This is a genomic window from Paenibacillus sp. EKM10P, assembly GCF_011800655.1.
In the GTDB taxonomy this organism is placed as follows: domain Bacteria; phylum Bacillota; class Bacilli; order Paenibacillales; family Paenibacillaceae; genus Paenibacillus; species Paenibacillus polymyxa.
Map to the genome: position 1 here is coordinate 1014256 of NZ_JAALET010000001.1, position 26776 is coordinate 1041031.

Consider the following 26776-nt stretch of genomic DNA (forward strand, 5'->3'; position numbering starts at 1 on the left):
AAAAGTCGAGATGGAGGAAGAGACAGATGAAATTTACTGATGGCTATTGGTTGGTTCGCAAGGGCTATGAAATACAAAATCCTGCTGACATCCGTGATATCGTGACGGACGATGCTTCCATGACGGTATATGCAGCAACCCACCGGATCGAGCACAAAGGGGATACGCTAAATGGAGCGTTACTGAAAGCGACCTACAGCTCTCCCATGCCGAATGTTATTCGGGTGCGTCTGAACCACCATAAGGGACGGGTACATCATGGACCAGACTTTGAAATTCACACCTTACCGACAGAGGTGGATATTACGGTGGGTGAGGACGTAGCAGTGCTGAAAAGCGGCGATCTGAGTGTGCGAGTCGGTCGTGGAAAGAGCTGGGACGTAGGCTTTTATGTCAAGGATCGTAAAGTCACGGGCAGTGGGCATCGGGGACCCGGCTATATTACAGACCCGCAGGACCAGCCATTTTTCCGGGAGCAGCTGGAGCTGGGTATGGGGGAGTACGTATACGGCCTTGGAGAGCGTTTCACTCCATTTGTGAAAAATGGTCAGGTCGTTGATATTTGGAATGAAGATGGCGGGACCAGCAGTGAACAAGCATACAAAAACATTCCATTTTATTTATCTAATAAAGGGTACGGTGTATTCGTCAATCATCCGGAAAAGGTATCTTACGAGATTGCATCGGAAAATGTTTCGAAGGTACAGTTTAGCGTTGCTGGCGAATCGTTAGAGTATTTTATTATTGGTGGAGCTAATCCTAAGGAGGTACTGGACAATTATACCAAGCTGACAGGCAAACCTGCATTGCCACCGGCCTGGACCTTTGGTTTGTGGCTGACCACTTCGTTTACGACTGATTATGATGAAGCGACAGTAAACCATTTTGTCGACGGGATGGCTGAACGGGATCTGCCACTCTCGGTATTCCATTTTGACTGCTTCTGGATGAAAGAATACCAATGGTGCGATTTTCAGTGGGATCAAGATATGTTCCCAGACCCAGAAGGTATGTTGCAGAGATTGAAGGCTAAGGGACTCAAAATTTGCGCATGGATCAATCCGTATATTGCAGAAAAGTCCATTTTGTTCGATGAAGGTATGGAGAATGGCTATTTGGTCAAAACAGCTGATGGCAGCGTGTGGCAATGGGACATGTGGCAGGCGGGGATGGGGCTGGTTGACTTCACGAACCCGGCTGCAGTTGCCTGGTATCAGGATAAGCTGAAGGTGCTGATCGATCAAGGCGTAGATTGCTTCAAAACCGACTTTGGTGAGCGTATTCCAACAGATGTAATTTATTATGATGGCTCTGATCCAATGAAAATGCACAATTACTATACGCATTTGTACAACAAAGCTGTGTTTGATGTGCTGGAGGAAAAGCTGGGCAAAAATGAAGCCGCATTATTTGCACGTTCTGCCACAGCCGGGGGACAACAGTTCCCAGTTCACTGGGGCGGAGACTGCTCGTCCACGTATGAGTCGATGGCAGAGTCCTTGCGGGGCGGATTATCGCTTGGTTTGAGTGGCTTTGGCTTTTGGAGCCATGATATTAGCGGCTTTGAACTAACGGCTGCGCCGGACTTATACAAACGGTGGGTACAGTTTGGATTGTTATCCTCCCATAGCCGTCTACACGGAAATGTGTCATACCGTGTTCCTTGGCTGTTTGACGAAGAGTCAGTCGACGTGGTGCGCAGCTTTACCAAACTCAAATGCTCACTGATGCCACACCTGTATGCTTCTGCTGTGGAATCCTCGGTGAGGGGACTGCCGATGATGCGGGCTATGGTATTGGAATTCCCGCAGGACCCTACCTGTGCAACGCTGGATCTACAATACATGCTGGGGGATTCCATTTTGGTAGCCCCGATCTTTAATAAAGAAGGCAATGTAACCTATTATGTACCCGAGGGACAATGGACGAATTTGTTAACGAATGAAATCGTGTCTGGTGGTCGTTGGGTCAACGAGCATCATGATTTTACAACCTTACCTGTGCTCGTGAAGCCAAACACATTGTTGGCCATCGGTCATGAGGATCGTCGTCCGGATTATGATTATGCAGATCAAGTGACGCTTCATTTGTTTGAGCTCGGCGAAGGGCAACAGGCTCGTTCGGTTATCGTGAATACATCAGGCGAAGAAGAGCTCACGGTTACTGCCAGCCGTAAGGATTCTGTCATTACGGTGAAGGCAGAAGGTGCCGTTAAACCGTGGTCGTTAGTACTGCGCGGTATCCATAAGGATGTTCAAGTGGAGGAAGGCAGCAGTCTGGCAGGAGAACAGGGGGTAATCATTACACCAGCCACCAGCGGACAACAAGAGCTCACTATTCACTTGGGCTAGTCAGGAGTTCATCTGTAGATGGATAGATTATAATATAGCGATTATATTGCGAAAAAAAGGGGTTGCCTGATACAAACAGGCAACCCCTTTTTAATGTGGCATTCTGAAAGAGAATATCTTCAAATTTAGCTTAGATATCATTCCCTATGCATTCTGTTGAAGTAGGAGTGGTACAAGGTACTGCCGGAAAATATCCACAGGAGTCCGCTTCTTTTTAAATGTATCAGCCGTGAGGACAACTACCAAGTCATAGGACGGGACCACAATAATATATTGCCCACCAAAGCCGAGTGCGTAAAAATAGTCTATTTCGGTTCCTGTTTCTCTCTTATCCGAAAAGGAAGAAGCCCACCAGTGACAGCCGTAATATGCTTTTTGTGGTTTGGAGGCTGGAAGAAATGGACGAGTCGAATATCGGACGGTCTCTGTCTGGATGATCTGCCGTCCTTCCCAGCTTCCTTCGTTCAGATAAAGCCGCCCGAATTTGAGCATGTCCAGCGGTCTGAGATGTAGCCCGAAGCCTCCGGTGTGAGTGCCTTGCGGATCGGTTTCCCAATGATAGTTATCGATACCGAGTGGCTGGAATAATTGCTCCTCGGCAAATTCAGCAACGGCTTGTCCAAAGGCAGAACGTAGCAAGGTGGCCAAAAGTTGAGAACAGCCAGAGCTGTACTCCATTCGCGTACCTGGTATATCCGATAATGGCTGTGAAAGCACAAATTGCACCCAATCGGACGTTTTGCTCATGGTAGGAAAAGAATTTTGTCCCCCAAATTCCGTCCAGTTAAAGCCAGCAGACATCGTCAGCAGGTGTTCAATCGTAATATCACGCTTTCGAGGGTCACTATCTTTGGCCAGCTGGGGGAAAAATTCGAGGATCGGTGTCTCTGGTTTGGGTACCAGTTGTTGATCCATAGCAATACTAACTAATGCGGAAATCACACTCTTGGTACAGGAATTTATTTTATAGAGTTGGTTGGCAATTTGAGGTTCACGGTAGTAATCCATGATCATGTTTCCCTGCTGCTCAATAAGACAGCTGCGGGTTTCCAACTCGTTAAGTACGTGAATAAGCGGTTTGAGCTCCAGACTTTTCATGCAGTTCCTCCTTGAGGCTTTTAGCATACCATTACATAGTATATCATTTTTAACCTTCCAAATCCGACAAGTACAAACGGATAATAGTTTTTATCTTTTTCCCTAATTTGAATTTTTTTGTTTTTTGATATTAAAAAACATATATATGTTCACTTAATAGACACAAATACATTTAAAAATCTATACACTTTTCCGCTTTCATTTAAAAAAACAGACCAATAAAACGATATATAGTAAGTTGAACATTTTATTTTGAAACAACTGGGGGACCAATTCATGAACTTAACAATTAAGGCCAAAATGATTCTCAGCGCGATACTGATCCCAAGTGTGATTGCTGCCATGCTGCTGACCAATTACATTTTAAGTATACATAGTGAGAACGAGTACAAAGATATTATGAATCGTGAAGAGACGATTGCGTATAACTCCAAGTCTCTTCAATTTTTATTAAACGGGATATCCAATGATGAGCGGGCATATTTGCTGACTCGTGACGAACAGTATGGGAACGAGATCGGAAACAAGCAGAGTGAAGTTGCAAAGTTGCTACAGGAGACAGAAGCTCTACTCAATACAGGTAATGAGGATACAAAGAAGAAGATGACTGATCTCAAAACAGGGATTAATACCTATATGAATCAGGTTCATAGTCTACTGACTACAGCGGGGTATAAGAGTACAAGAGATGATGCTTTCCCTCCATTTTCTGAATTGCTCGATGATTTTGAAAACGAACGGGTTTTGCGCAAGCAACTTGATACCAAGGTGGTAGCATTTGTCAAGGCGCAGGAAGATATGGTAACGGTGAAAATACAGCAGGCGCACCAAACGATGACGAATACAACTTTGATTACGAGCATTGTAGGGCTTTTGGTTATTATTTACAGCATTGCTCAATCTATCGTTTTGATTCGTTCGATTCGTCCATTACACCATATGAATGAGCAGTTGTTGCAAATGTCTCAAGGTGGAGGAGATTTGCGAAGTCGACTGGATATTACGTCCAAAGACGAAATCGGTATGATTGCGAGCTCCTACAACAAGCTTATTGAAGGGTTCCGCAGTATCATTGTGGATGCTCAGGATACGGCTCGTACATTAACGGTAACCGCAGAGCGTGTTAACGTCAGTACTGAGGAAATGAATCAGGCCAATCGTCATACCTCCGGTGTAATGGAAGAGCTTGCGACGGGCATGGAGCATCAGGTCGATGATATTACACAAACTACAGATACCATGAAAGAACTTGCCTACGAGCTGGAACAGATTGCTGCCACAAGCGAGCAGGTATATGAATTGTCTGATACCGCCGCTAAAGATGCAGAAGCAGGGGAACAATCGATAGGTCAGGCTATGCGTCAGATGGAGAAGGTAAGCGAAAGTGTAGACAGCTCTGCACGTGCTGTACGTTCACTTAGTGAACAGGCGGAGCAGATTGGCATGATCGGATCTGTTATTACCGGATTTGCCAAACAGACTGGAATGCTGGCGCTTAACGCATCCATTGAAGCGGCAAGAGCGGGAGAACAGGGCAAAGGATTTGCTGTTGTGGCCTCTGAGGTAAAAAGATTGTCCGAGCAGGTATCGGTTTCAGCAGCAGAAATCACACAGTTTGTGCAAAACATTCAGGAGCATGTTGGGCATGTCGCTTCCACCATGCAGTCTGGAACAGTTGAAGTGCAATCTGGCGTAAAGGTCATGCAATCCGCTGAAACTGCATTTCGCCAGATTGGAAGTTCCATTCAACAGGTCAGCGAGCAGATTCACAGTGTTAATCGGTCTGTAGAACAAATGTCCGATGGATCAGAGCGAATGGTGAAGGCGGCGGAACGCATACGTGAAGTAGCGGAGCAGACGGCAGGAGGAACCCAAAGCGTCAGTGCGGCGGCTGAAGAGCAACTGGCTTCTATGGAGGAAATTGCATCGTCCATTCACACTCTGGCGGATATGTCGCAATTGCTGAACGCAAGGGTCGGTGGTTTTAAAGTATAGTCGTATAAATTCCCACCAATGTAAACACAATAACATCTGTTGAACGAATCTGGACAGCTGTGTTATTACTTTTGCAAAGGTGGTAACGGGATGCAACAAAATAAAGGGAATCTGGTTGCATTAGGTTCCATCCCGCTGATGATGACGCTGGGTAATTCCATGCTGATTCCGGTTTTACCGGAAATCGGACGTAAGCTACATGTAAGCTCCTTTCGGATTAGCATGTTGATTACAGTGTATGCGGTGGTGGCCATTTTACTGATACCGATTGCTGGCTATCTATCCGACCGTTTTGGCCGTAAAGCGGTGATTGTTCCCTGTCTGATTCTGACTGTGATTGGAGGGGGCATTTCTGCGGTTGGAGCATGGCTGCTACATGACCTGGCAGCTTACTGGACCATTATTGCAGGTCGTCTACTTCAGGGCGCGGGAGCGGCGGGGGCTTTTCCTATAGTCATTCCACTTGTGGGCGATCTGTATGAGAACGAGGATGAAGCCAGCAAGAACCTGGGGGTAGTCGAGACCTACAACACATTCGGTAAAGTATTAAGTCCGATTCTTGGTGCTGCGCTGGGAGCTGTACTATGGTTTTTGCCATTGGCAGTGATTCCGGGCCTCTGTCTGATTTCGCTTATTTTGGTCATTTGGCTGATCCATGTACCCAAGCGTAAAAACCAACCGATTAGGTTTCGAGAATTTGTGGGGAATGTGAAGCAGGTGCTTGCCGAAAAGGGACGCTGGCTCTATGCTATTTTTGCTATGGGCGGTATTTGTATGTTCGTCATTTTTGGCGTCTTGTTCTACTTATCCGACATACTGGAAAGTCGTTACAACCTCCATGGCGTCTGGAAGGGCTTTGTGCTAGCCATACCGCTTATTTCCCTCTGTCTGTGCTCTTATTTAGGTGGCAAGGTTATTGGCAAGCACAAAAAGCGTATGAAATGGATCGGTTTCGGTGGTTTGGCCATATTGACGATCAGCTTTGCTATTCTCGGATTTTTTCAACATATTTATGCTGTGATTGGCCTGTTTACGCTAGGGGGCGGTGGTATTGGGCTCGCACTCCCTTGTTTGGATGCACTGATTACTAAGGGAATTGAAAAAGAAGAGCGCGGAACCATCACTTCCTTGTACAGCAGTATGCGCTTTGTCGGAGTATCTTTAGGCCCTCCGGTTGTATCCTTGCTGATCGGCAGCAGTGGGCATGGTCTGCTTTTTGGCGTCATGGCCGCAGTGGGGGGGATTGCGGCTCTGCTTATGCTATTTGCGGTCAAGCCAGAGCAGGATGAACCCGCAGGGGGCAAATCCAGTGATCGTAGCCATAAGACTGAGGGAATGACATACGTGTCTCGAGAAAAGCCTCTTTCTTCTAAGCTAAGACACAAAACTCCTGCGAAATATAAATAAATTGCAATTGAAAAAGCTTTGAAATAAAAAAAGCACCCGTTTTCCATGTAAAGCCATGGTAACGGGTGCTTTTGATATTTGAGCAAATATAGATGGATACTCATTTTAAAGAATAGTCTTACCCCTCCAGAGGGACATTTGTTTTAGGCTTGCGGCTTGCGATAATCTGAATGACGTAAATCAGCAAGAACAGCACAACAAACAGCGACGAAAGACGATACATCCATGCATAATCACTGGCTTTGGCGATAACGCCAAGTATAAGTGCTCCGGCTGCGACTCCAAAATCGAGGGAATTGAGAAACATACCGTTTGCCATGCCCCTCTGTTTAGGTGACACGACCTGAATCATCCAGGTTTGCAAGGTTGGCTGCATAACACCAAACCCGATACCGTAGCAAAGAGCAGACAGATACATAAAGGCGTCACTGTGTGCGTAAGAAAGCAGAATCAGACCACCAATGAGAAACAGGGAACCAGGGATGAGCAGTGCCTTTGCCCCTTTTTTGTCATAAATACGGCCCGAGAAGGGGCGCACGATCAGTACAGATACCGCATTAAACAGGAAAAAGTAAGCCGGGTGCGCCAGATTAGCTTCATCTCCATAGAGCGCCATAAAACCGAGCAACCCGCCATATGTGATAGACATCAACATGTTCAACAAGGCGGGAATCCACAATTTACGGTTGAATGCCGGTTTGCGCCCTTCCTCCAAAGGGACCATAGGTGGTTCGACATGCCCCTTAGGCAGTGTGCGAATGAGCCAGTAGGCTAGAGGGAAAATGACAACAATGACAGCAGATGTCGAATAGGCAAGCAGGTTAAAACTGCCGTATTGCAGCATCGAAATACCGATGGTTGGCCCAATAGACATGGCTAAACTAGTGGACAGACTAAAAAATCCCATTCCTTCACCGAGACGTTTGGGAGGGATGACGTCAGTGACCATTGTTGGAAAGGCAGTGCTGCTCATACCAAAGCCAATCCCAAACAGCATACGCATGAGCAGGAGTACCGCAATTGTCGGTGAAACACTGTATCCCAGCGTTCCTGCTAATGCAAACAGCAGTCCAACGAAGATCAGGGCGCTGCGATGTCCTTTTTCCAGCATACGGGCAGAAAAAAGTCTTGCGACAATTGCACTTAATGCGAACAAAGTCGTAACAAGACTGACCTGCACGGAGGTAGCATGGAATGCATTTTTCACATAGGAAGGAATGGAAGATACAATCATCTGTAGTTCCAGAAACAAAAATAAATTGGAAACCGTAAGAACGATAAATTCCTTGGTCCAAAGAGGTTGCTTGCCTTGTTGCATATTAATCGTTCTCTCCTTGTTTTTCTGATTCAGTCATGTTGGTATGAATTTGTAAAAGCGTTTGGCGGAATTGCTTCAGATCTGCAGAGGAAATACCTTTTACAAAATCGTGGTTGGCATCTCGTTCGACGGGGAGAGTCTCCTTCACAAGCTGTCGGCCTGCTTCAGTCAAATGAAGCAAATAAGCCCGGCGATCCTGTGGGCTGTTCACACGCTGTACCCAGCCCTTCTTGTCCAACAAATCAATAATACGAGTCGTGGTGGGCTGGTCCTTTACAGCCTTAGCTGCAATTTCTTTCTGATTTAAACCCTCGGCCTGATAGATTTGGTACAGAACCGACCATTGCTCTGGGGAAATATCATAAGGTTTAAGCCGATGCGAGAGCTGTTGACTCATTTTGCGATGGGTGATTCCAAGCAACATCCCAATAGAGCAATCGGGAGGCAAATTATTCATATGACACTCCTTTCTAATTTTCCGCACAGGATACTTTGAAATTAATTAGTTGTTATAACAATTATATGGACAACAAGTTGTTTTGTCAAAAGAAGTTGTGCAGCGTTTTGTAAACATACATTCCTTTTCCACTTTACTTTTACTTGTCTATGCGGGAAAAAGAGCAAAAAAACAGCCCGTAAAAAACGGGCTGTTCGGGTTTTAGTACAATATAGTTTGCCATGACTGGCGAATTAAGCTTTAGGTACGGTTTCCCAATCCTTAAGGAAACGTTCGATACCGCTGTCTGTCAGTGGGTGTTTCCACAGGGAAGGAAGCAGGGAACCCGGAATGGTGGCGATATGTGCACCAGACAGAGCAGCATCTTCTACATGCTTAATGTTGCGGATGGAAGCAGCGATGATTTCGGATTTCAAACCATGAATGTCCAAAATTTGTCTCAGATCACGGATCAGCTTCATGCCGTCAACGGCGATATCATCCAGACGTCCCACAAACGGGCTGATAAAAGTAGCACCAGCTTTGGCTGCCATCAAACCTTGAGCTGCGGAGAAAATCAATGTTACATTCGTTTTGATTCCGTTCTTGGTCAGCTCGTTACAAGCGTACAAACCGTCTTCGGTCATAGGAAGCTTGATCACCACGTTAGGTGCCCACTTTGCGATGTCATAAGCTTCTGCGAGCATATCTTCAGCTTTCAGGCCAATTACCTCAGCACTTACGGGACCCTCAACGATACTGCAAATCTCCTGAATGACTTCCTTGAACACTCGACCTTCCTTAGCGATCAGGGAAGGGTTCGTTGTTACACCATCAACCAGACCCAAACGTTCAATACGTTTGATTTCTTCAATGTTACCAGTATCCAAGAAAAATTTCATTTGATTTTCCTCCTCAGGGTTATATAGTACATAATACATATCATATGGCGTACATTAGCTCATTTAAATGTAGCATATTGCACACGTTAAACTTATAATTAGTATGTATTACATTTTTAATTGTGACACATTTTAAATTTGAAAACAAGCGGTCTTTGATTAAAATTTGATGAATTGTCGAAACATGCTGAAATTGACCGACCTAAGCTCATTAATAATGTATACTACCCCATTCCATAAGGAGGTAATCATTATTCAACTGTCAGAAAGACAGCGGGAAATTGTAGATATTGTCCAGCGTCTGGCGCCTGTTACAGGGGATAAAATTGCTGAAGAGCTGGGACTATCGCGGCCGACTTTGCGTTCTGACCTTGCTTTGCTCGTTATGCTCGGGCTTGTAGATGCCAAACCAAAGGTGGGTTACTTGCCAGGGCGTTATCCAAACTATGATAGCCATATTGGCAGTATGCTCAAAAAGCTGACTGTGGCAGATATACTGAGTGACCCGATTTTGATATCAGGTGATGCTACCGCCTATGATGCGGTGTTAATGCTATTTCAGCAAAATACAGGCACGCTGATGGTCACGGGGGAGGAGCAGGAGCTCATTGGTATTGTTACCCGCAAGGATTTGCTGAAGGTCATGCTGGGACATACTGATCTTCACACTGTCCCGGTGACCATGGCTATGACTCGCCGGGCCCAAATGACGACGCTTGCTCCAGGAGATTCTTTACTGGAAGCAATATCGAGACTGATCCGGCATCAGATTAATTGTCTTCCTGTTTTGGACGAGCCATGTACCTCCTCGGCTCCAATTCAGGGGCTAGTAGGGCGGGTTACGAAAACGGATATTATGAACGCCATTCTGAATTTGACGGAAGAAAAGACCTAAAACATGAATAAGGGGGCCTTATATGTACTGGTTGGCCATGCTGACGATGCTGATTGACCATGTCGGACTTGTGTTTTTTCCGACAGATCCGGCTTGGAGAATTGCCGGCAGGCTTGCTTTTCCAATCTACGCGTACGCCCTCTATATGGGCTATACCCGTACCCGAAATATGCGGAGTTACATGCTTCGCCTGCTAGGGCTGGCCTTGATCTCCCAGGTGCCCTATATGCTGGCGTTTGATGTGTATAGACCCAATGTGATCTGGACGCTACTGGCGTCGTTACTCGCGCTGGCTGCTGCATCTCGCATGAAGCATTGGGTGGCTGTATCGGGTCTGTACGTCCTCACAGCCCTGTTCATGGAGCTCAGCCAGATGGATTACGGAGCCTATGGTCTGCTGCTTGTTCTCATCTATCGATACACCCGTTCATATCTGATGATTGCTGCCCATTTTGTTTTGAATGTTGTGTATGATATGGTACACCATGCGAATATTCAGCACTTTAGTCTGCTGTCCAGTATTCTGATTGTATGTTTTGCCACAGGGGAGAGCGGATTTTATCGTCGGGTACCGCGTTGGTTGTGGTGCAGCTTTTATCCCGTACATCTGGCTGTTATTGCGCTAATTCGTATCTGGCCCTGAACTCGAATCCATACAACAAAAGAACCTTTACAACCACGACTTATAGTGGTTGTAAAGGTTCTTTTTATCCTAAATATACTATGCTGTTCAGGATACTTTGTTGGGACCTTGGGCAAAAGGAAGTGGGCGAAGTGGAGCCCCTTCTTTCATATATTGCACCAATACTTCGGGAATATTGTGTATTCCTCCTGCATTGACGCGATAGCCGTTCGTTTGCCCTGGTGAGTTAATTCCTCGTTTCACCGTAAACGTAACGTCAATTCCCAAGGAGCGGCAAATTTCCAACGTCTCCTTGGTATACCCACCATAAGGGAAGGCCAGCACATTCTGATCATTGTGTAGATGTTTAAACAGCTTCTTGTCAGCCATGTCCAAATCGGTATAAACCCGCTGTTTGAACTCGTCCTCGGTTTCCATTCGCCCCAGCTTTTTCGAATACACCGGACCCATCAGAAGTGGTTTTTGTTTGGTGCGCTTTGTGTTGGAGTATCCGTAAGCATGCTGGTCATTGGTATGATTGTAAAAATCAATGCCCTCTGCATGCATCTGATGAATTTGATCCCATGTCAGCTTTGGTATACCAATATGTTTAGGATTGCTGATTGTGGATGTAATGAGAAAATTGGTAGCCGGAACATGATACTTCTTCAACACGGGAAAAGTATCCGTATAAAAGGATTCATATCCGTCGTCAAATGTCATAAGGACCGCATTAGCGGGAACCTTGCCTTTATGTAAAATAAAATCCGTATACTCTTTCATGGTGATCCAATGGAAGCCATTTGCTTTCATTTCGTCCAATTGTTTCGTTAAATTACTAAGCTTGAGAGCACCGGGATCAGGTGGAGTCTTGGTTACTTCATGATACATCAGGACAATTACTTTGTTTTGGTAATATACCTTATCTGGCGTAGGCGTCAGTGAAAATAAATGGCGTACCAGTCGATCTGCATTAGCAGTGCGTGTACGATGAGTTCCTTTGACTACAGGTGTGTGATAAATGTTACGTGCTTCATGCACCAAAATCCCGAGAATAGCTACCAAGCTTATGATGAGCAATGTTCTTTTTAAAAAAGTGTGTTTCATTGAATGACATCCCCCGCATGCAAAAAATTCTGAAAGTATAGAGGTTTATACTAAATATGAAACTAGCAAAATCTAGTCTATCATACCGAAAACACGCGGGGGAAATATCACAACTTTGTTACCTCTGTGTTGCTTGTACAGATACCGAAGATGAGGCCGGGAAGTAACCGATCTCGACCGCATGCTGGATCATATTGCGAATAAACTCCAGGTTGGTTACCGGACACTGTACGCCAGCTTGTTCCAGCAGAGCTGTGGTTACAGAGCAGCCGTAACGGTAAGCTGAATCCTTGGCACCATCACCTTCGAGTTGTCCCATAGCAAGGTGAAGTGCATCTTCCTGAATGCCAGAAGACGGATTCAGCAGCCAAGCGCTGTAATCGTCAAAAGGCAGCGTTTCTACTGCGTAACCAAGCTGGTTTACCATAGCGATCAGTTCATCATATGGCAGTGGGTTCGGATTACAGATATGGAAAATGCGGTTCGCACTTTTTTGTTTGACGGACAGTTCTACGATAGCACGGCTGGCGTAATCAATTGGTGTAAAGTCTGTATGCCAATCGGCTTGTGGAGCTTTGCCCAGCAGCAGCATCGCCTTCATCATACGATAATAAGCATTGCTATCGATATTACGTTGGAAGCGTCCGTTGGCCGAATGGGCTGTCAAATTACCCGCACGGTAGATCGAGACAGGTGTACCTGCTTGAGCTGCTTGGAACAATAACTTCTCTGCCGCAAGTTTACTGTTCGTGTACAGGTTGTCCACGTTCAGTTCATCTGGGAAGGCAGAGAACTCTAATGTCGATTCCCATTTTCCTTCGTTTGCAAGATCCTCAGGTATTCCCATGGTGGAAACATGATGGAAGGAGACTCCTGGCTTAGCTTGAGCGATTTTTAGCAGTTCCAGTGTTCCGGTCACATTCGTGCGATCGAAGGTTGCCGAATCACCAAAATGGCGAACGTCAGCGGCGCTGTGAATGATACCGTCGATGTGGTGCTCTAGCATATGGCGATCGACAGAAGAGAGACCCAGATCCGCTTGCTCTAAATCGCCATAGACAGCCTTGACCCGTCCTTCCATCAAGCTGGAGATATCTTGACCAAAATATCCTGTCAATACGGATTGAATACGCTCAAAGCCAGATGGACCGTCCTGAGAAGGGCGTACCATTGCGTATACTTTGGCTTCTGTCTGGTGGAGCAGGTCATACAGAATGTGTGAACCCAGATATCCTGTGGCTCCGGTTAACAAAATCACGCGCAAGTCGCGGATTTCAGCTAAATCTGAAGCGCCAGGCAACTCAATAGGATGTTCATTCAAATCTGTTTTTTCCCGAGAAATCGCGAGTGACTTGCGCTGCGGCGCTTGTTCTGTACCTAATTGCTCCACGTATTCAGCAAGCTCACGAACAGTTTTGTAGCGGAAGAAGTCTCCAATACGCAGCGCGCCATAACGCGGCTTCAAAATAGCCAGCACATGAATGACACGAAGCGAATCGCCTCCGATCAGGAAGAAATCATCAGTCGCGCCAATGTTATGTTTACCAAGCACTTGTGTCCATGCTTCGGCAATGAGTGTTTCAGTTCCTTCACGGAGAGGTTCTCCGCCGGACGTATGATCAGACACTTCAGGAAGTGGGCGCAGAGCCAACTTTTTACGATCGATCTTGCCAGTTGGTGAAATAGGCATAGCTTCCAGGTGAATGACATGGGTTGGTACAAAATAGGAAGGCAGCTTGCCTCCAATATAAGACTGTATAACGTCCTGTGGAATGGACTGTCCGTCCGAAGTGGTGAAATAGCCCACTAACATGTTCTGATCTGTGTGATCCTTGACGGCGACAACAGCTACGTCCTGAACACCTGGATGTTTGGAGAAATGGTCTTCAATTTCTCCTATTTCAATCCGGTTCCCCCGAATTTTGAGCTGCGAGTCCTTCCGGCTTACGTATTCAATCGTACCGTCTGGCAGCAGCTTGGCAATATCACCTGAACGGTACATTTTTTCACCTGGGACAAAAGGATTGTCCACGAACGATTGGGCTGTACGCTCCGGCTGATGGAGATAGCCGTGGGCCAACGCAGGCGTAGCAATACATACTTCACCCGGAATATTGACTGGGCAAAGCTTGTTATCGTCGTTAACGATGTACACTTTGTAATTGTAAATCGGCTTGCCGATCGGGATATTAACGACATGTTCAGGTACGGCACCGCGGACCCGATGGGTCGTCGTCGCTACGGTGCATTCGGTTGGTCCGTATACGTTGACGATGTCTGTGTCTGTACCGAATTTGCTTTGGAACGCCCGAACTTGTGAGCCATACAGTGCTTCGCCTGCTACAGTAACAATTCGAACATTTGCGAGCTTGCGATAACCTTCATCTGACAGGTACGTCGATAGCTGATTAAAGAATACAGTTGGCAAAATGGTAATAATCGTCGTGCCCGTACGTTCGATGGCTTCAGCGAATTCTTCCACAGATACGCGCTCTTCGGAAGACAGCAAGTACAATTTTGCACCGTAAAACAAGGCTCCAATCGTATCCCATACAGAAGCATCGAAGCTATAGGTGGCGAATTGGGTCAATACATCCTGAGGCGTAATGTCACAATCGCGTTGTACGACAGCTCCTAGGTTAACGACACCGCGGTGAGCGATCAGGGCACCTTTTGGTTTGCCTGTAGAACCGGAGGTGTAGATGACATAAGCTAGATCATCTGGACTTACTTCAACGTTTGGATTGCTTGCTGCATAACCTGCCAGTGGTCCGTCAATAGCTAATATTTCTTTTACGGTTTCAATGGACCCGCATAGTTCAGCCGCTTGTTGGGTGAGTGCGGAAGTTGTTAAGACAAAAGGAGAACGCGTGTCCTCGACAATGTAGCTACTCCGGTCAGCAGGGTGAGCGGGATCAACAGGAACGTACACGCCTCCGGCTTTTAGGATGCCGAGCAGGGAAATAACGGTCTCCAAGCTTCGTTCCATGAAGATGGTCACGAATTCACCTTTGGTGAGACCTTTGGATAACAAAACACGTGCGACTTGGTTAGCACGCTCGTTCAATTCACGGTACGTATACTCCCCCGTATGGGAAGCAATAGCTGGACGATCAGGGTACTGGGAAGCCGCTTCTTCAAACATTCCGTGAATCGTCTGATGCTCAGGATATTTTACGACGGTATCATTTAAAGCTTCGTGAGCAGCTCGATCTGCGTCCGATAATATGTCAATGGAATTTACAAGTGCATGGCTGTTGTTGAGCGCGCCTCGCAGAAGGGTTGCAAAGTATTCTGCGTAGCGAACCACCGTTGTTTCCAGCAAGAGTGATTGATCATACCGAATCTGTAATTGATAAGTGCCATTGTTATCACGAACAGCCCAGTCCATAATACGGGATTCTACACCGCTGTCTGTAGGAAGTGTTGTTGAAAATGAAGTATCAGCTTGCGGTTCTGCCAGGAATGCATTAGGCTCACGGAGCATCTCCTGAAATAAGCTTGCCAGTTCATGAAAAGTCGTTTCCTTTTCAACTGTCAACGATGCTGTAAGCAGACCGGATTGAGGCACAAAAGTAGAGAAAGAAACTTCTTCCTCTGCGGATAGACGATATAACCATGCAGTATACGCTGATAAGAGCACTGCTTGTTTGTCTTCCGGAGTGTTTTGTTGATTCAGTTGTTCCGAGATGGATGTCTCTAACTCTACTTGATAAGTAGAGGATGTATACTTGCGCTGTATACGTGCAAAATCCAAGGGAACTAGGAATGGGGATGGAGCTGTCTGTGTGCTGTTTTGTTGTAATGAAGCCATTACGCTAACCTCCTGAATGTTTGATGTTTCAATATAAGTGATGAAGCTAATAAATGCCTCCGATCCCTTCAAATGGATGAACAGGAGGGAGGCATCACCGAACGACTTACTTATGAAATATGCATTGAAATCGATAAATGGATATTTATGATTTGGTACGGTTTGTGTCTGCAATTTTGAAATAAGATGTAATTTCTTGAAGCTCTTCGGACATGGACGTCAGCTTATGGGATGACTCAATGATAGAATCCAAAGAGGCTTTTTGTTCCTCTACCGTTTGCATAATGTGAACACTGTTATTGGCTGTTTTGGTTACGGTGGAGGAAAGATCGTCTGCTGTCGCGGTCATTTCCTGTGTCCCCGCAGATATTTGCTCAGTAGCACTGGATACTTCTTGGATTTGCCATGCTAGATTTTTAGTTGCTTGAAGAATGTCATTGAACAACTCGCCTGCTTGTCCAGCAACGACGATACCGTTTTGAACTTCAACGTTCCCTTGCTCCATCGAATTCACAGCTTGTCCGATTTCACTTTGAATTTCTTCAATCAGAGACGTAATTTGTTTAGTTGCCTCCGCAGATTGTTCTGCCAGCTTACGTACTTCATTGGCCACAACGGCAAAGCCTTTACCTTCTTCACCGACACGCGCAGCTTCAATAGAAGCGTTCAGGGCGAGCAGGTTCGTTTGGCTAGAAATTCCTGAAATGGTGCTAATGATATTGCCAATTTCCTGTGAACGGCTGTCCAGCAACTTGATGATACGGGAAGTATTCGTTACTGAATCGGTAATCAAATGCATTTGGGATGATACCTTATCTACAATCTCGTTACCTTCATTCGAACGCTTCTCTACCGAATTGGCTTCTTCCGCCACATTGGAAGAACTTGTAGCAATATTTTGAATGACTGATGCCATTTCAGCCATAGCTCGTGCACTATCGCCTGTCGCTTTTTCCTGTGAACGGATATTATCCGTAATTTCATTGATATTTTGGTTGATGATGTTGGAATTGATTCCGTTTTGCTCACAGATTGCGAGTAATTCCTTCGCAGATTCATTGACTTCATCAGTAGTCTGCTTCACTTTGGTCATAATGCTGTTAATATGGCTTACCATATCGTTGAAGTTCTGATTCACGAGCCCCAAGTCATCTTGGCCAGCATGAATTTGAACATCCAGATTTCCTCTGCTTACTTCACTGATACCGTACATCAGTTGCTTAATCGGAGATAGTGTGCGTTTTACTACCCAATATTGAAGCGCCAGGCAGATCAGTAGGAATATCACCAAAATGGTGGCGCCGCTAATGAGCAGCTTGGTCAATCCGGCAGGTACAGCACCGGCATCAGCATCGACAGCAAAATAGGCAAAGATTTTGCCACTAGGATCTTTAATCGGCGTCATCAAAGTCGTCCATGTACCAAAAGAGTCATCGTAAAAACTGGTGAATGTAGGTTTGCCGGAGTCCAGCATGCTAGTTACGCCTACAGCTACGACATTGGGTTGCTCGTACATAGCGCCGACACCCATTTTATCTTTTTCAAATGATTCTCTCAGATCTGTTGGCATGGCGACAATGGATGTCTGATTGCCATTTTCCAGCTCTGTTCCGAAAATATAGGCGTGAGAGATATTCGGGTTCGTTGCCATGATGTTATCTAGATAGGTACGAAGTTTGGTTTGAATGGGTCCATCATAATTTTTTTCTTGAACCGCTTGGGATACTTCATCGGAATTAATGCCCTGCGCCCACTTCAATGTGATTTTTTCCACTTGCCCATGCAATTGGTCAATCAAAATCGTACGTTGGATCAAATAGCTAGACACAATAAGGACTAGCCCGATCAATACGATATTGAAGAAGGATAATAATAAGTTTTTGGTGAAGAATGATAAGCTACTCCACTTTTTCAAAATGTTCCACTCCCTGGTAGTATTTTTGTATATGGTGTTGAACCGCTTATCGAATGAGATAATCAAGTCCCCCTTACAAACACAATAAATAGAGATAATTGACCCTTGATTTTTTCAAAATAGGTCTTAAGTCTTTTTCAGACAAGTATGATATCCCTATATATATGTCGTACAAAAAGCTCATGAAATGAATACCTAACGCAATAAAAAATTAATTTTTAATAGGTAAAGGTTGTGTGTATTTCAGTATTTTCCAATTTATACTCCTGCTTGAAATTCGAGTTCATTTCAGTCCATAAGCAACTATTCAACAGAAACCATCATACTTTATAATAGAGTCAAATGCACTTATCAATTTGGGACATTTTTCATATTTGAAGCCGCGAATGCTTGATTTATCGCGGTTTTCGTGATTTGTTCGCGAAATGAGTCCATGTATCTATGCATAGAGGAGAGGGATGAGAAAAGTGTCGAGGTTTACGATTTTAAAGGTTGAGAGCGACCATGCGGATCTGCATGATTTGATTCGTAGGCTGGATGAAGACTTGTTGGAAAGGTATCCTGCCGATCAAATTTACTTGGTGGATTTTTCCAACCCGAAAGTTAAAAATATGATTTTCGCTGTTGTGTATATGGATGGAAAACCAGTTGCTTGCGGAGGGCTTAGGCCTATAGATGCGGAAGAGATGGAGCTTAAAAGATTTTATGTCGATTCCTCTTATCGCAGACAAGGAATTGCAGTTAGCCTATTATCTTTTCTGGAAGAGGAAGCCAGAAAGCGGGGAGTAGTAAGGATTAATCTAGAGACTGGAGCAGCTCAACCTGAAGCAATTGCCTTCTATACCAAGCAGGGATACGAACCTATTGAACGATTTGGGGAGTATGAACACGATGAAAATAGTCTATGTTATGGTAAAAAGCTGTCTCTGTCTTTATAAAGCGTTCTCATATAAAATAGATGTTGATCAACACTAGCCTATATAGCGGGAGAGATGATAATGAATTTGAAGCAAAAAGCGGCCGAAAAAGCAGTTGAGGCGATTCAGGAAGGTATGAAAGTTGGACTTGGTACAGGCTCGACAGCCTATTGGGCTATTCAAAAAATCGGAGAGCGTGTGGCACAAGGATTACATATACAGGCTGTAGCTACATCCCAAGCCTCGGAGGATCAGGCCAGGGAGCTGGGAATTCCCATCATTCCGTTTGATCAGATTGGGAGGCTTGACGTTACCATTGACGGTGCAGATGAGGTGAATGAGCAACTGGTATTGGTAAAAGGTGGAGGTGGTGCTCTGCTGAGAGAGAAAATTGTGGAAAGCAATACCGATCGATTAATCATTATTGTGGATGAGTCCAAGGATGTGAAGGTGCTGGGCGCATTCCCTTTGCCGGTCGAGGTGGTACCTTTTGCCAGTGAATGGACGTTAGAGGCTCTGCGGCAGACAGGCTGTAAAGCGGAATGGCGTATGAAAGACGGCGAGCGCTTCCTTACGGATAACGGAAATTATATTGCCGATTGCCGCTATGGTACGATCGAGAACCCGCAGGAACTGGAAATTCGCTTGAATCAGATTCCGGGTGTAGTCGATAATGGACTGTTCATTAACATGGCGGATCAAGTTATTATCGCACGAGCTAATGGACAAATTGACGTACGGAATAAATAATGTCTGGTAACCGTCTGTTTTATAATGTAGCATTCGTGTTATTGATATTATATACAGGGCTTCTATTATATTGGATGTTTCTCGGTTTTGGTCGCACGCTGCGGCCAGGACCTCCCTATTCATATAATGTTGTTCCCTTGGATACGATCGGGCGATACTGGCGGGCCATGCATTCTTCCCCTTTTCGGGTATGGGGTGTTAATTTGCTCGGGAATATTGGTGTGTTCATCCCCTTCGGTATTCTTGTGCCGATCATTTGGGTATCTATGCGAAGGGTAGGCAGGCTGCTGTTAGTGGTGGTGGCCGCATTGGTCATTCTCGAAGTAACCCAAATGCTGCTGGGCGCAGGTACGATGGATGTGGATGACATCATACTGAATGTACTGGGAGTATTATGCGGACGTGTTGCCTACGTATTTTTACGTAAGAAATTAAGAATTGAATCATAATCGCCCTGCTCTCGATATCAGTATTTAATGACTGGTCGAGGGCAGGCTTTTTTACATAATGAACGACAACTTCCGCATAATAGATGGTAATTCCTTCAATACAGACCGTAAAAGCAGGAAGGGAAGCGCTTAAACTTGACAAAAGTACGCAATTAAGATATCTTGGAATAAAGATATGAGTAACGGAGGCTGTTAATATGTCTGTAAAACCAGATGATCAGGACTTAGCGCTTAATTTGTTCGTTGTTCTGGCTCGTGCCTATAATTCGGTCACGTCTCGCACGAATCGGGACATTCATAGTCATGGATTAAATACAACTGAATTTGGTGTGCTTGACCTTTTGTATTATCGCGGACCGCAGCCTTTGCAGAAGATTGGAGAAAAGGTACTGATCTCCAGCGGGAATATTACGTATGTGGTGGATAAACTCCAGAAAAAAAACCTGCTTACCCGCCGTGCGTCACAAGATGATCGGCGTGTAATTTATGCAGAATTAACTGATGATGGACGTCATTTTTTTGAGCAAATATTCCCGCAGCATCATCGTGTTATTATGGAGACTGTGGATGGCTTATCCGTGGAAGAGAAGGAGCAGGCTATTCATCTGCTAAAAAAGCTTGGACTAACAGCTGAGGGACAGAAGAGTAACGGATCATAAGTGTTGCATTTTCTGGTTAAATCAGCTTTAAGATAAAATACCGACTTTTCGGTATTTTATTTTTTTGTCTAATTTTGGGCAGTGGGGACGCAAATCAGGTATAATTGTCTAATAGTCTCGATCTGAGGTCATCCCTAGAACCTGTTTCATATACAAATACCTTGTCGGGGAAGGAGCTGTACATGAGTATACAGCAATATACCGCAGGTGAGTCGCTATTGATGCAAGCAGGAGATTTGGCTGAGCTAGTTACCCACAAACAATACGAATTACAGCCAGATCTTTTGGAGCGCTTTGGGGACAACGGTAAAATAAAGACAAAACAGGACTCTTTATATAGTTTGAACTATTTAGCTGAAAGTGTAATCGTGAGCAGTCCTATTTTATTTACGTATTATGTTTCCTGGTTAAAGAGACTTTTAGAAGGTTTCGGCATAACCCAAGAAGATTTGATCATCAATTTTCAATTAATTCGGGAGACATTGGTAGAGCACTTTCATCACAGGGAAAAAACGGTGGTGCTGGAGCATTTGGAATTGGGGATACAGCAAATTGGGAAGAAAGAGGAGTACGCCTCTTTTATTACAGATGATAATCCCTATGCTGCCGATGTGACTCAATATTTGGAATATTTACTGTTTGGTAATCGCAGACAGGCTTTGGATTGGATCGTCCATTTGCTAGATGAAGGTATGTCTATTCAACATACTTATAAATATATTTTTCAAATTTCGCAATATGAAATAGGTCGTCTGTGGCATGAAGGCAAAATTACGGTTGGTCAAGAACATTTTTGTACTGCCGCGACTCAGTTTATTATTTCCAGCCTGTATCCCAGATGGATAGGTGCTGGAAATAAGGGACGTAGCCTCGTAGCAGCATGTGTAGGCAGCGAGCAGCATGAAATAGGTCTACGTATGCTGGCTGATATTTTCGAGATGGATGGTTGGGATACGTACTATTTAGGTGCCAATGTACCTGATCGGAGTCTGCTTCAGGCCATTGTGAGCTACAACGCAGATGTGGTGGCTATCTCAGCTACCATGGCTTACCATGTCCATCTGGTGAAAAAGCTGATTACTGTGATCCGCCAAAATACAACTACGAGTCATGTGAAAATTATGGTCGGTGGATTGCCCTTTAATCTTGATTCACACTTATGGCAGGAAGTGGGAGCGGATGGATATGCACCAGGTGCGGAGGAAGCGCTGGAGGTAGCAGAGGACATACTTTCGCTCAAGAGATAATGTTAGTGTTGGCAACCCGTAAGTCATTTTGTAAAGGGGGCCTTTTAATATGAAGGAACCGACAGCAGAAATGGCTGTCCTGCGGAGAACGGTCGAACAATTAACGGATGAGGTTCTGAAAAGCAAGGCTGAGGAAGAAAAGCTGCTGAATGAATTTTCAGCAATGAACAACGAACTGGTCAATCTGCAGCGTCAGCTTGCCAAAAGCAATGCGGAATTAAAGCGGACAAAGGAAGAAGCGATAAGGGCTAATGACCTGAAGAGCACTTTTCTCGCCGTGGTTAGTCATGAATTTAGAACGCCAATGAACGGAATTCTAGGGATGATCGAAATGTTAGCTTCATCCAAACTGTCTCCAGATCAGCGGCAGGCCATCGGTGTGATACGTGAGTCGGCCTCTCTGCTGCTAAACATGATTAATAATCTGCTCGATATATCCAAAGTAGAAGCAGGACAGATGGAGTTAGAGATCGGCAATGTCAGAGTTCAGGCGATTATGAGCCATGTTGCCCAGTTGTTGGAGCCGCAAATTTATCAGATGGGCAACCAGTTGAGTATAGAGACTGATCGTGCCGTGGCAGAGCATCTCGAAGGAGATTCGGCAAGGATTATGCAGATCTTGCTTAATCTGTTGAACAATGCAAATAAATTTACAAGCGAAGGGAACCTTGTTGTTCGGACAAAATTGGTTGAGGAAACTAAAGATTCCCAACGTGTTCGTTTTGAGGTGCAGGATTCGGGCATCGGGATTTCAGCGGAGGATCAGGACAAGCTGTTTCAGCCTTATGTGCAAGCTGGTGAAGGCAGCGCCTCCCAATATGGAGGAACGGGACTGGGGCTGTGGATATGCAGCTCTTTTGTGAAACTTATGCAGGGAGAGATTGGGGTCGTTAGCGAAGAAGGCCAAGGCTCCACGTTCTGGTTTGAAATTCCCTTCAGGAAGGCATCAGGACAGGCAGTTGAAATAGAAGAACATGAAAATGGTGAATTGACGGTACGTAGTGAGTTGCTTCGTGAGCATAGTCATTCTCAAGCTATTTTGGTAGCAGAGGATAATCGGGTGAATCGTCAAGTAGTGCAATTACAGCTTAACCACCTGGGATTCCAGCATATTGACTTTGTCGAGGATGGACAAGCTGCAGTAAGAGCGGCCTCCGAACGATCCTACGCCTGCATTCTAATGGATCATCATATGCCTTTGCTAAATGGTCACGATGCGGCGAAAGCGATCCGCCAGTGGGAAGCAGAAAACCAACAGCCGCCTGTGCCGATCATTTCTTTGACCGGAAATGTGTCCGAGGAAGACCAGGCTCGTGGGCGGGTGATTGGTGTGAACGATTACTTGATGAAGCCAGTGACGATTGAAAATCTCTCAGAAAAGCTGGTCAAATGGCTACCCATTCCGGAATCCGAGCCTATTTTGGATGAGGATGTTATTCGTGAGATCATGCTGCTGGACGAGGATGGTAGCACGGGATTACTTGAGTCATTGGTCGAAATGTATACCAGTGATACACCTGCCAAAATCAACAAGTTAAAAGAACTGGTTGCTGCGGGCGAAGCCACAAAAGTAGTAGAGGCTGCTCATGAGTTGAAATCAGGCAGCGTGAGTCTGGGTGTCGGGCGTTTGTCCAAATTGCTGTCTGATATTGAACAGCTTGCACGGGAGAACCGACTTGAGAATGTACAAGGGAAGTTGTCTGCGCTCCAGTCTGTCTATCAGGCAACGTGTTTAGAACTGGAACGTTATATTCACCAGTCGAGACTGTCTCCCCCTTGTTAGACTTGTACCTAGAAGGAGGACCTAAAATATATATATGAAAGAACAGCTGCGTTCCATTCACCCGCTGGCCTGGACAATTATAGCGGGTACGATTTTTGGTCGGATGGCGACCTCTATGAGCATCCCATTTTTGTCTATTTATCTGACCACCCGTCTGGGGGTCACCCCCTTTCATACGGGGGTGATCGTATCGGTCAGCTCGCTGGTTGGCATTTTTGCCAGCTTTTACGGTGGATATATTTCAGATCGGATCGGACGACGTAAGGTCATGCTGGTATCCATCGCGAGTTGGGCGCTTGTATTTGTCGCTTTTGCGTTGGCAGAAGCGGCTTGGGCCTTTTTTGTCATTAATGCTCTGAATGGACTGTGCAGATCCTTGTTCGAGCCAACTTCGCGGGCGCTATTATCCGATGTAACCCCCAAGGAGAAGAGATTGCTTGTCTATAACATGAGATATGCGGCGATTAATGTTGGTGTGGTGGCAGGACCGCTGCTTGGTTTGATGTTGGGATCGGCATCTACAGGTACGCCGTTCATGGTAGCCGCTGGTGTGTATGCTCTGTACGGGGTACTGCTGTTGATCCAGTTTACTCGGTATGCATCGGATCTGCATGTAGGCACAACAGCGGGAGAGGCTCCGCTGCGGATAGGCGAGGCGTTCCGAACAGCCAGCAGGGATCCCATATTTATGCCGATTCTGTTGGGAACTGTATTCTGCGTAATGGGCTATGCCCATTCCAATTCGACAATGCCTCAATTTTTATCGTTGTCCTTCGAGGAAGGTACCCGGTGGTTTACATACATGCTAACGGTCAACGCGGTTTGCGTATTGGCTTTTCAGTATCCACTGGTGCGGCTGGCAAGCCGCTTTTCTCCAGTGAATTCCTTAATAGCAGGGAATATATGTATTGCGGTCAGCTTGCTGCTGTGCGGTATGCTAAACTCAGGCTGGATGTTTATACTGGATATGGTGCTGTTTACAATAGGCGAAGTATTATTGTTCACGATGCTGGACGTACTGATTGATCAAATTGCTGATGCTCAATATAAAGGGACCTACTTCGGTACGATCGGCTTTAATAATTTGGGTAGTGTACTGGCTCCTTTATTTGGTGGCTGGTTGCTGGATGTCTATGGTCAAACGGCACCGCTTGCCGTGTTTGTTCCGGTTGCACTGTCGGTTGTGATCGGTATTCCCTTCCTGCTGGTCGCACGCCGCCGTTTGGCGCAGCGTACAGCCCGGTTCGCGGCTCAAGGAGCAGAGTCTGTGCAGCAACTGTCATCATAAAAAAAGGGGGCTGAGTACAGGATGAAGTCGGAAGAAGATGTGCTACGAATCATACAATATATGAATGATCCACAGGTCTTGGAAGACTTGCGCTATGTGCGAGAGCTGAAGCTTCCGCAAGGTTGTATAGCCGCGGGCTATGTACGCAACCGTGTGTGGGACAAGCTACATGGTTATACAACAGCTACACCACTAAACGATATCGATGTTATTTATTTTGACCCCAAAAATACGCTAGAGGAACGAGATGAATTTCTGGAGCAGTCCTTGAATCGTAAACAGGCGGGACGCAACTGGTCTGTCAAAAATCAAGCTCGGATGCATATTCGCAATGGGGAGGCTCCGTATTCCTCGATAGAGGATGCGATGAGTCGCTGGCCAGAGACGGCAACTGCTGTAGCCATTCGATTGAATGCCAAGGATCAAATGGAGGTCATTTGTCCGCATGGGCTGGAAGATCTGCTGGATATGCGGGTACGTCAAAGCCCATTGTTCCGTCACACTACGGCTTTTCGTCAGCGTGTATTTGAAAAACAGTGGCTAGATAACTGGCCGTTGCTTATTGTGGAAAATTAAAGTGTAATCTCATTTCAGATTGTAAGGAGAGACGACTAACGATGTTTAAAAATATAAAACCAGATTCAGCTCGTGAGGAGGTGCTGGAGCTGCTTACCTACGCCGTGCTAGATCATCCTGAACGCGGAGAGGCAGCTTTGCGTGCTTATCAAGCCTCGGATGAATGGAAGTTGTTCGGTGTGGAAGATGAAGGACTTATTGTAGGTGTTGTCGGTTTTGAGGAGCGGGAGAATGGAACGATTGTGCTCCATCATCTGGCTGTATTGCCTGAAAATCGTCATAGAGGCTACGGCAGAGGGATGTTGCTTACGCTTATTAAGGAGCGTAGCCCGAAGCGACTTATGGTGGATACAGATGCGGAGGGGGCAGATTTCTTCCGCAACGTGGGGTTTGCTGTATATGGATCAGAGGATTTGCCAGATGGTGGGCAATTTCATTGTGTATATGAAATAGACGAAGAATAAGCGAATCTCCGGGTCCCGCTTCCTTTTTTTCTACATAATATATGTTATGTCGGAGGGAGGTGGGGTTCATTGGCGTATCACTACACAGCGATTGGAGATTCTTTAACGACAGGTGCAGGGACGTTGCTAGGTGGCGGCTTTGTACCTGTCTATCGGCAAATGGCAGAAAGATATCTCCGTACACCAGTCAGTTACGAGAATCTGGGAATCAACGGACTGACATCGCAGGAGCTGCTGTCTATGGTTCGCAACAATCCGCTTTTTCGGTCAGCAATCAATCGGGCTGAACTCATAACGGTGACGATCGGCGGCAATGATCTACGTCCATATATCAGTACACTTGCTGGAGGCCCAGGCTCTTCAGGTTCTTCCATTCCACAAGCACTGAATCATACCAAAGAACATGTACGCCAAATTGTACATGCCCTGTATCAAATAAAGTCCGGTCAGCGTGAGCCATTTATCATCCGAATGGTGGGATTATATAATCCTTTTCCAGGGATAAGAGAGGCGGGAGTATATGTACGCCAATTCAACTCGTTTCTCTATACATTGGGTGGACCCAATTACCGGGTAGCGAACATTTATCCCGCGTTCGAAGGCAATGAACGGGCATTGCTTTCGCTGGACCGGATACATCCGAACAGCCGTGGTTATCGCGTGATTGCGGAAGAACTGAATCGACTTGGTTATGCGCCGTTACGATGAGTGTGAGCGGATGCTTCGGATCGGACAAAGTATATGAAAGAAAGAGGTTCATGATGCCAGTAGGAACTGACCATC

General features: G+C 45.7%; 22 protein-coding genes. 15 read left to right on the forward strand and 7 right to left on the reverse strand.

The annotated features are described in order from the left end of the window. Positions 1-26 precede the first annotated feature (26 nt). Positions 27-2351, forward strand: a complete 2325-nt coding sequence (gene yicI, locus HFE01_RS04685) for an alpha-xylosidase (RefSeq protein ID WP_019686956.1) — start codon at positions 27-29, stop codon at positions 2349-2351. Positions 2352-2495: 144 nt separating this feature from the next. Here the strand turns inward: yicI and HFE01_RS04690 are convergent, their stop codons facing one another. Next, the gene (locus HFE01_RS04690; RefSeq protein WP_167438169.1) at positions 2496-3449 is read right to left on the reverse strand and encodes a serine hydrolase domain-containing protein; all 954 of its coding nucleotides are present in this window, start codon (positions 3447-3449) and stop codon (positions 2496-2498) included. 276 nt (positions 3450-3725) lie between these two features. On the opposite strand from HFE01_RS04690, the gene HFE01_RS04695 reads away from it, so the two are divergent. Both HFE01_RS04695 and HFE01_RS04700 read left to right on the forward strand, forming a co-directional pair. Next, positions 3726-5444, forward strand: coding sequence for a methyl-accepting chemotaxis protein (locus tag HFE01_RS04695; RefSeq protein WP_017425780.1), 1719 nt, complete (start codon positions 3726-3728; stop codon positions 5442-5444). Between the two features lie 90 nt (positions 5445-5534). Then, the gene (locus HFE01_RS04700; protein WP_016819206.1) at positions 5535-6851 is read left to right on the forward strand and encodes an MFS transporter; all 1317 of its coding nucleotides are present in this window, start codon (positions 5535-5537) and stop codon (positions 6849-6851) included. Between the two features lie 118 nt (positions 6852-6969). Here the strand turns inward: HFE01_RS04700 and HFE01_RS04705 are convergent, their stop codons facing one another. From HFE01_RS04705 to fsa, 3 genes are all read right to left on the reverse strand, one after another. Next, complete coding sequence (locus tag HFE01_RS04705; protein ID WP_016819207.1) at positions 6970-8169, reverse strand: MFS transporter; 1200 nt, start codon at positions 8167-8169, stop codon at positions 6970-6972. 1 nt (position 8170) lies between these two features. Next, positions 8171-8626, reverse strand: a complete 456-nt coding sequence (locus tag HFE01_RS04710; protein ID WP_016819208.1) for a MarR family winged helix-turn-helix transcriptional regulator — start codon at positions 8624-8626, stop codon at positions 8171-8173. A 233-nt stretch (positions 8627-8859) separates the two neighbouring features. Next, positions 8860-9507, reverse strand: coding sequence for a fructose-6-phosphate aldolase (gene fsa / locus HFE01_RS04715; RefSeq protein WP_013370592.1), 648 nt, complete (start codon positions 9505-9507; stop codon positions 8860-8862). A 184-nt stretch (positions 9508-9691) separates the two neighbouring features. Between fsa and HFE01_RS04720 the strand changes: the two genes are divergently transcribed. Together HFE01_RS04720 and HFE01_RS04725 are read left to right on the forward strand one after the other, a co-directional pair. Continuing rightward, positions 9692-10402 carry a CBS domain-containing protein gene (locus HFE01_RS04720; RefSeq protein ID WP_017425779.1) on the forward strand — a complete coding sequence of 237 codons (711 nt, stop codon included), beginning with the start codon at positions 9692-9694 and terminating at the stop codon, positions 10400-10402. A 22-nt stretch (positions 10403-10424) separates the two neighbouring features. After that, the gene (locus HFE01_RS04725) at positions 10425-11045 is read left to right on the forward strand and encodes a TraX family protein (RefSeq protein ID WP_017425778.1); all 621 of its coding nucleotides are present in this window, start codon (positions 10425-10427) and stop codon (positions 11043-11045) included. 87 nt (positions 11046-11132) lie between these two features. Here HFE01_RS04725 and HFE01_RS04730 read toward each other — a convergent pair whose 3' ends face one another. From HFE01_RS04730 to HFE01_RS04740, 3 genes are all read right to left on the reverse strand, one after another. Further along, positions 11133-12131, reverse strand: a complete 999-nt coding sequence (locus HFE01_RS04730) for a polysaccharide deacetylase family protein (protein WP_017425777.1) — start codon at positions 12129-12131, stop codon at positions 11133-11135. Positions 12132-12249: 118 nt separating this feature from the next. Further along, entirely contained in the window at positions 12250-15945 is a 3696-nt protein-coding gene (locus HFE01_RS04735) for a non-ribosomal peptide synthetase family protein (protein ID WP_167438168.1), read from the reverse strand. Positions 15946-16090: 145 nt separating this feature from the next. Further along, positions 16091-17860: a methyl-accepting chemotaxis protein gene (locus tag HFE01_RS04740; RefSeq protein ID WP_016819213.1), complete on the reverse strand. Its 1770-nt coding sequence runs from the start codon at positions 17858-17860 to the stop codon at positions 16091-16093. Positions 17861-18327: 467 nt separating this feature from the next. Between HFE01_RS04740 and HFE01_RS04745 the strand changes: the two genes are divergently transcribed. The 10 genes from HFE01_RS04745 (at position 18328) to HFE01_RS04790 (ending at position 26701) form a co-directional block, all read left to right on the forward strand. Beyond that, complete coding sequence (locus HFE01_RS04745; protein WP_019686962.1) at positions 18328-18798, forward strand: GNAT family N-acetyltransferase; 471 nt, start codon at positions 18328-18330, stop codon at positions 18796-18798. 60 nt (positions 18799-18858) lie between these two features. Further along, a complete protein-coding gene (rpiA, locus tag HFE01_RS04750) occupies positions 18859-19527 on the forward strand; it encodes a ribose-5-phosphate isomerase RpiA (protein WP_016819237.1) in 669 nt (222 codons plus the stop codon). Beyond that, a complete protein-coding gene (locus tag HFE01_RS04755; RefSeq protein WP_016819238.1) occupies positions 19527-19976 on the forward strand; it encodes a VanZ family protein in 450 nt (149 codons plus the stop codon). The genes rpiA and HFE01_RS04755 overlap by 1 nt, the downstream gene beginning before the upstream one ends. Before the next feature lie 197 nt (positions 19977-20173). Further along, positions 20174-20635, forward strand: coding sequence for a MarR family winged helix-turn-helix transcriptional regulator (locus tag HFE01_RS04760; RefSeq protein WP_013309820.1), 462 nt, complete (start codon positions 20174-20176; stop codon positions 20633-20635). Positions 20636-20817: 182 nt separating this feature from the next. Next, positions 20818-21882, forward strand: a complete 1065-nt coding sequence (locus tag HFE01_RS04765) for a cobalamin B12-binding domain-containing protein (protein WP_019686963.1) — start codon at positions 20818-20820, stop codon at positions 21880-21882. Positions 21883-21931: 49 nt separating this feature from the next. After that, positions 21932-23665 (forward strand): ATP-binding protein, encoded by a 1734-nt coding sequence (locus HFE01_RS04770; protein WP_045243875.1) that lies wholly within the window; start codon positions 21932-21934, stop codon positions 23663-23665. 34 nt (positions 23666-23699) lie between these two features. Next, positions 23700-24953, forward strand: coding sequence for an MDR family MFS transporter (locus HFE01_RS04775; protein WP_017425771.1), 1254 nt, complete (start codon positions 23700-23702; stop codon positions 24951-24953). A gap of 21 nt (positions 24954-24974) precedes the next feature. Then, entirely contained in the window at positions 24975-25529 is a 555-nt protein-coding gene (locus HFE01_RS04780; RefSeq protein WP_016819242.1) for a nucleotidyltransferase family protein, read from the forward strand. A 41-nt stretch (positions 25530-25570) separates the two neighbouring features. Further along, a complete protein-coding gene (locus HFE01_RS04785) occupies positions 25571-25993 on the forward strand; it encodes a GNAT family N-acetyltransferase (RefSeq protein WP_045243874.1) in 423 nt (140 codons plus the stop codon). 69 nt (positions 25994-26062) lie between these two features. Next, positions 26063-26701 (forward strand): GDSL-type esterase/lipase family protein, encoded by a 639-nt coding sequence (locus tag HFE01_RS04790; protein ID WP_045243873.1) that lies wholly within the window; start codon positions 26063-26065, stop codon positions 26699-26701. Positions 26702-26776 lie beyond the last annotated feature (75 nt).

Bases quoted from the DNA above. Each gene is read 5' to 3' on its own strand.
- rpiA (WP_016819237.1), top strand. From the start codon at position 18,859: ATGAATTTGAAGCAAAAAGCGGCCGAAAAAGCAGTTGAGGCGATTCAG.
- HFE01_RS04730 (WP_017425777.1), bottom strand. From the start codon at position 12,131: ATGAAACACACTTTTTTAAAAAGAACATTGCTCATCATAAGCTTGGTA.
- HFE01_RS04725 (WP_017425778.1), top strand. From the start codon at position 10,425: ATGTACTGGTTGGCCATGCTGACGATGCTGATTGACCATGTCGGACTT.
- HFE01_RS04735 (WP_167438168.1), bottom strand. From the start codon at position 15,945: ATGGCTTCATTACAACAAAACAGCACACAGACAGCTCCATCCCCATTC.
- HFE01_RS04755 (WP_016819238.1), top strand. From the start codon at position 19,527: ATGTCTGGTAACCGTCTGTTTTATAATGTAGCATTCGTGTTATTGATA.
- HFE01_RS04695 (WP_017425780.1), top strand. From the start codon at position 3,726: ATGAACTTAACAATTAAGGCCAAAATGATTCTCAGCGCGATACTGATC.
- HFE01_RS04690 (WP_167438169.1), bottom strand. From the start codon at position 3,449: ATGAAAAGTCTGGAGCTCAAACCGCTTATTCACGTACTTAACGAGTTG.
- HFE01_RS04720 (WP_017425779.1), top strand. From the start codon at position 9,692: ATGCTGAAATTGACCGACCTAAGCTCATTAATAATGTATACTACCCCA.
- HFE01_RS04710 (WP_016819208.1), bottom strand. From the start codon at position 8,626: ATGAATAATTTGCCTCCCGATTGCTCTATTGGGATGTTGCTTGGAATC.
- fsa (WP_013370592.1), bottom strand. From the start codon at position 9,507: ATGAAATTTTTCTTGGATACTGGTAACATTGAAGAAATCAAACGTATT.
- HFE01_RS04765 (WP_019686963.1), top strand. From the start codon at position 20,818: ATGAGTATACAGCAATATACCGCAGGTGAGTCGCTATTGATGCAAGCA.
- HFE01_RS04760 (WP_013309820.1), top strand. From the start codon at position 20,174: ATGTCTGTAAAACCAGATGATCAGGACTTAGCGCTTAATTTGTTCGTT.
- HFE01_RS04780 (WP_016819242.1), top strand. From the start codon at position 24,975: ATGAAGTCGGAAGAAGATGTGCTACGAATCATACAATATATGAATGAT.
- HFE01_RS04775 (WP_017425771.1), top strand. From the start codon at position 23,700: ATGAAAGAACAGCTGCGTTCCATTCACCCGCTGGCCTGGACAATTATA.
- yicI (WP_019686956.1), top strand. From the start codon at position 27: ATGAAATTTACTGATGGCTATTGGTTGGTTCGCAAGGGCTATGAAATA.
- HFE01_RS04700 (WP_016819206.1), top strand. From the start codon at position 5,535: ATGCAACAAAATAAAGGGAATCTGGTTGCATTAGGTTCCATCCCGCTG.
- HFE01_RS04770 (WP_045243875.1), top strand. From the start codon at position 21,932: ATGAAGGAACCGACAGCAGAAATGGCTGTCCTGCGGAGAACGGTCGAA.
- HFE01_RS04705 (WP_016819207.1), bottom strand. From the start codon at position 8,169: ATGCAACAAGGCAAGCAACCTCTTTGGACCAAGGAATTTATCGTTCTT.
- HFE01_RS04785 (WP_045243874.1), top strand. From the start codon at position 25,571: ATGTTTAAAAATATAAAACCAGATTCAGCTCGTGAGGAGGTGCTGGAG.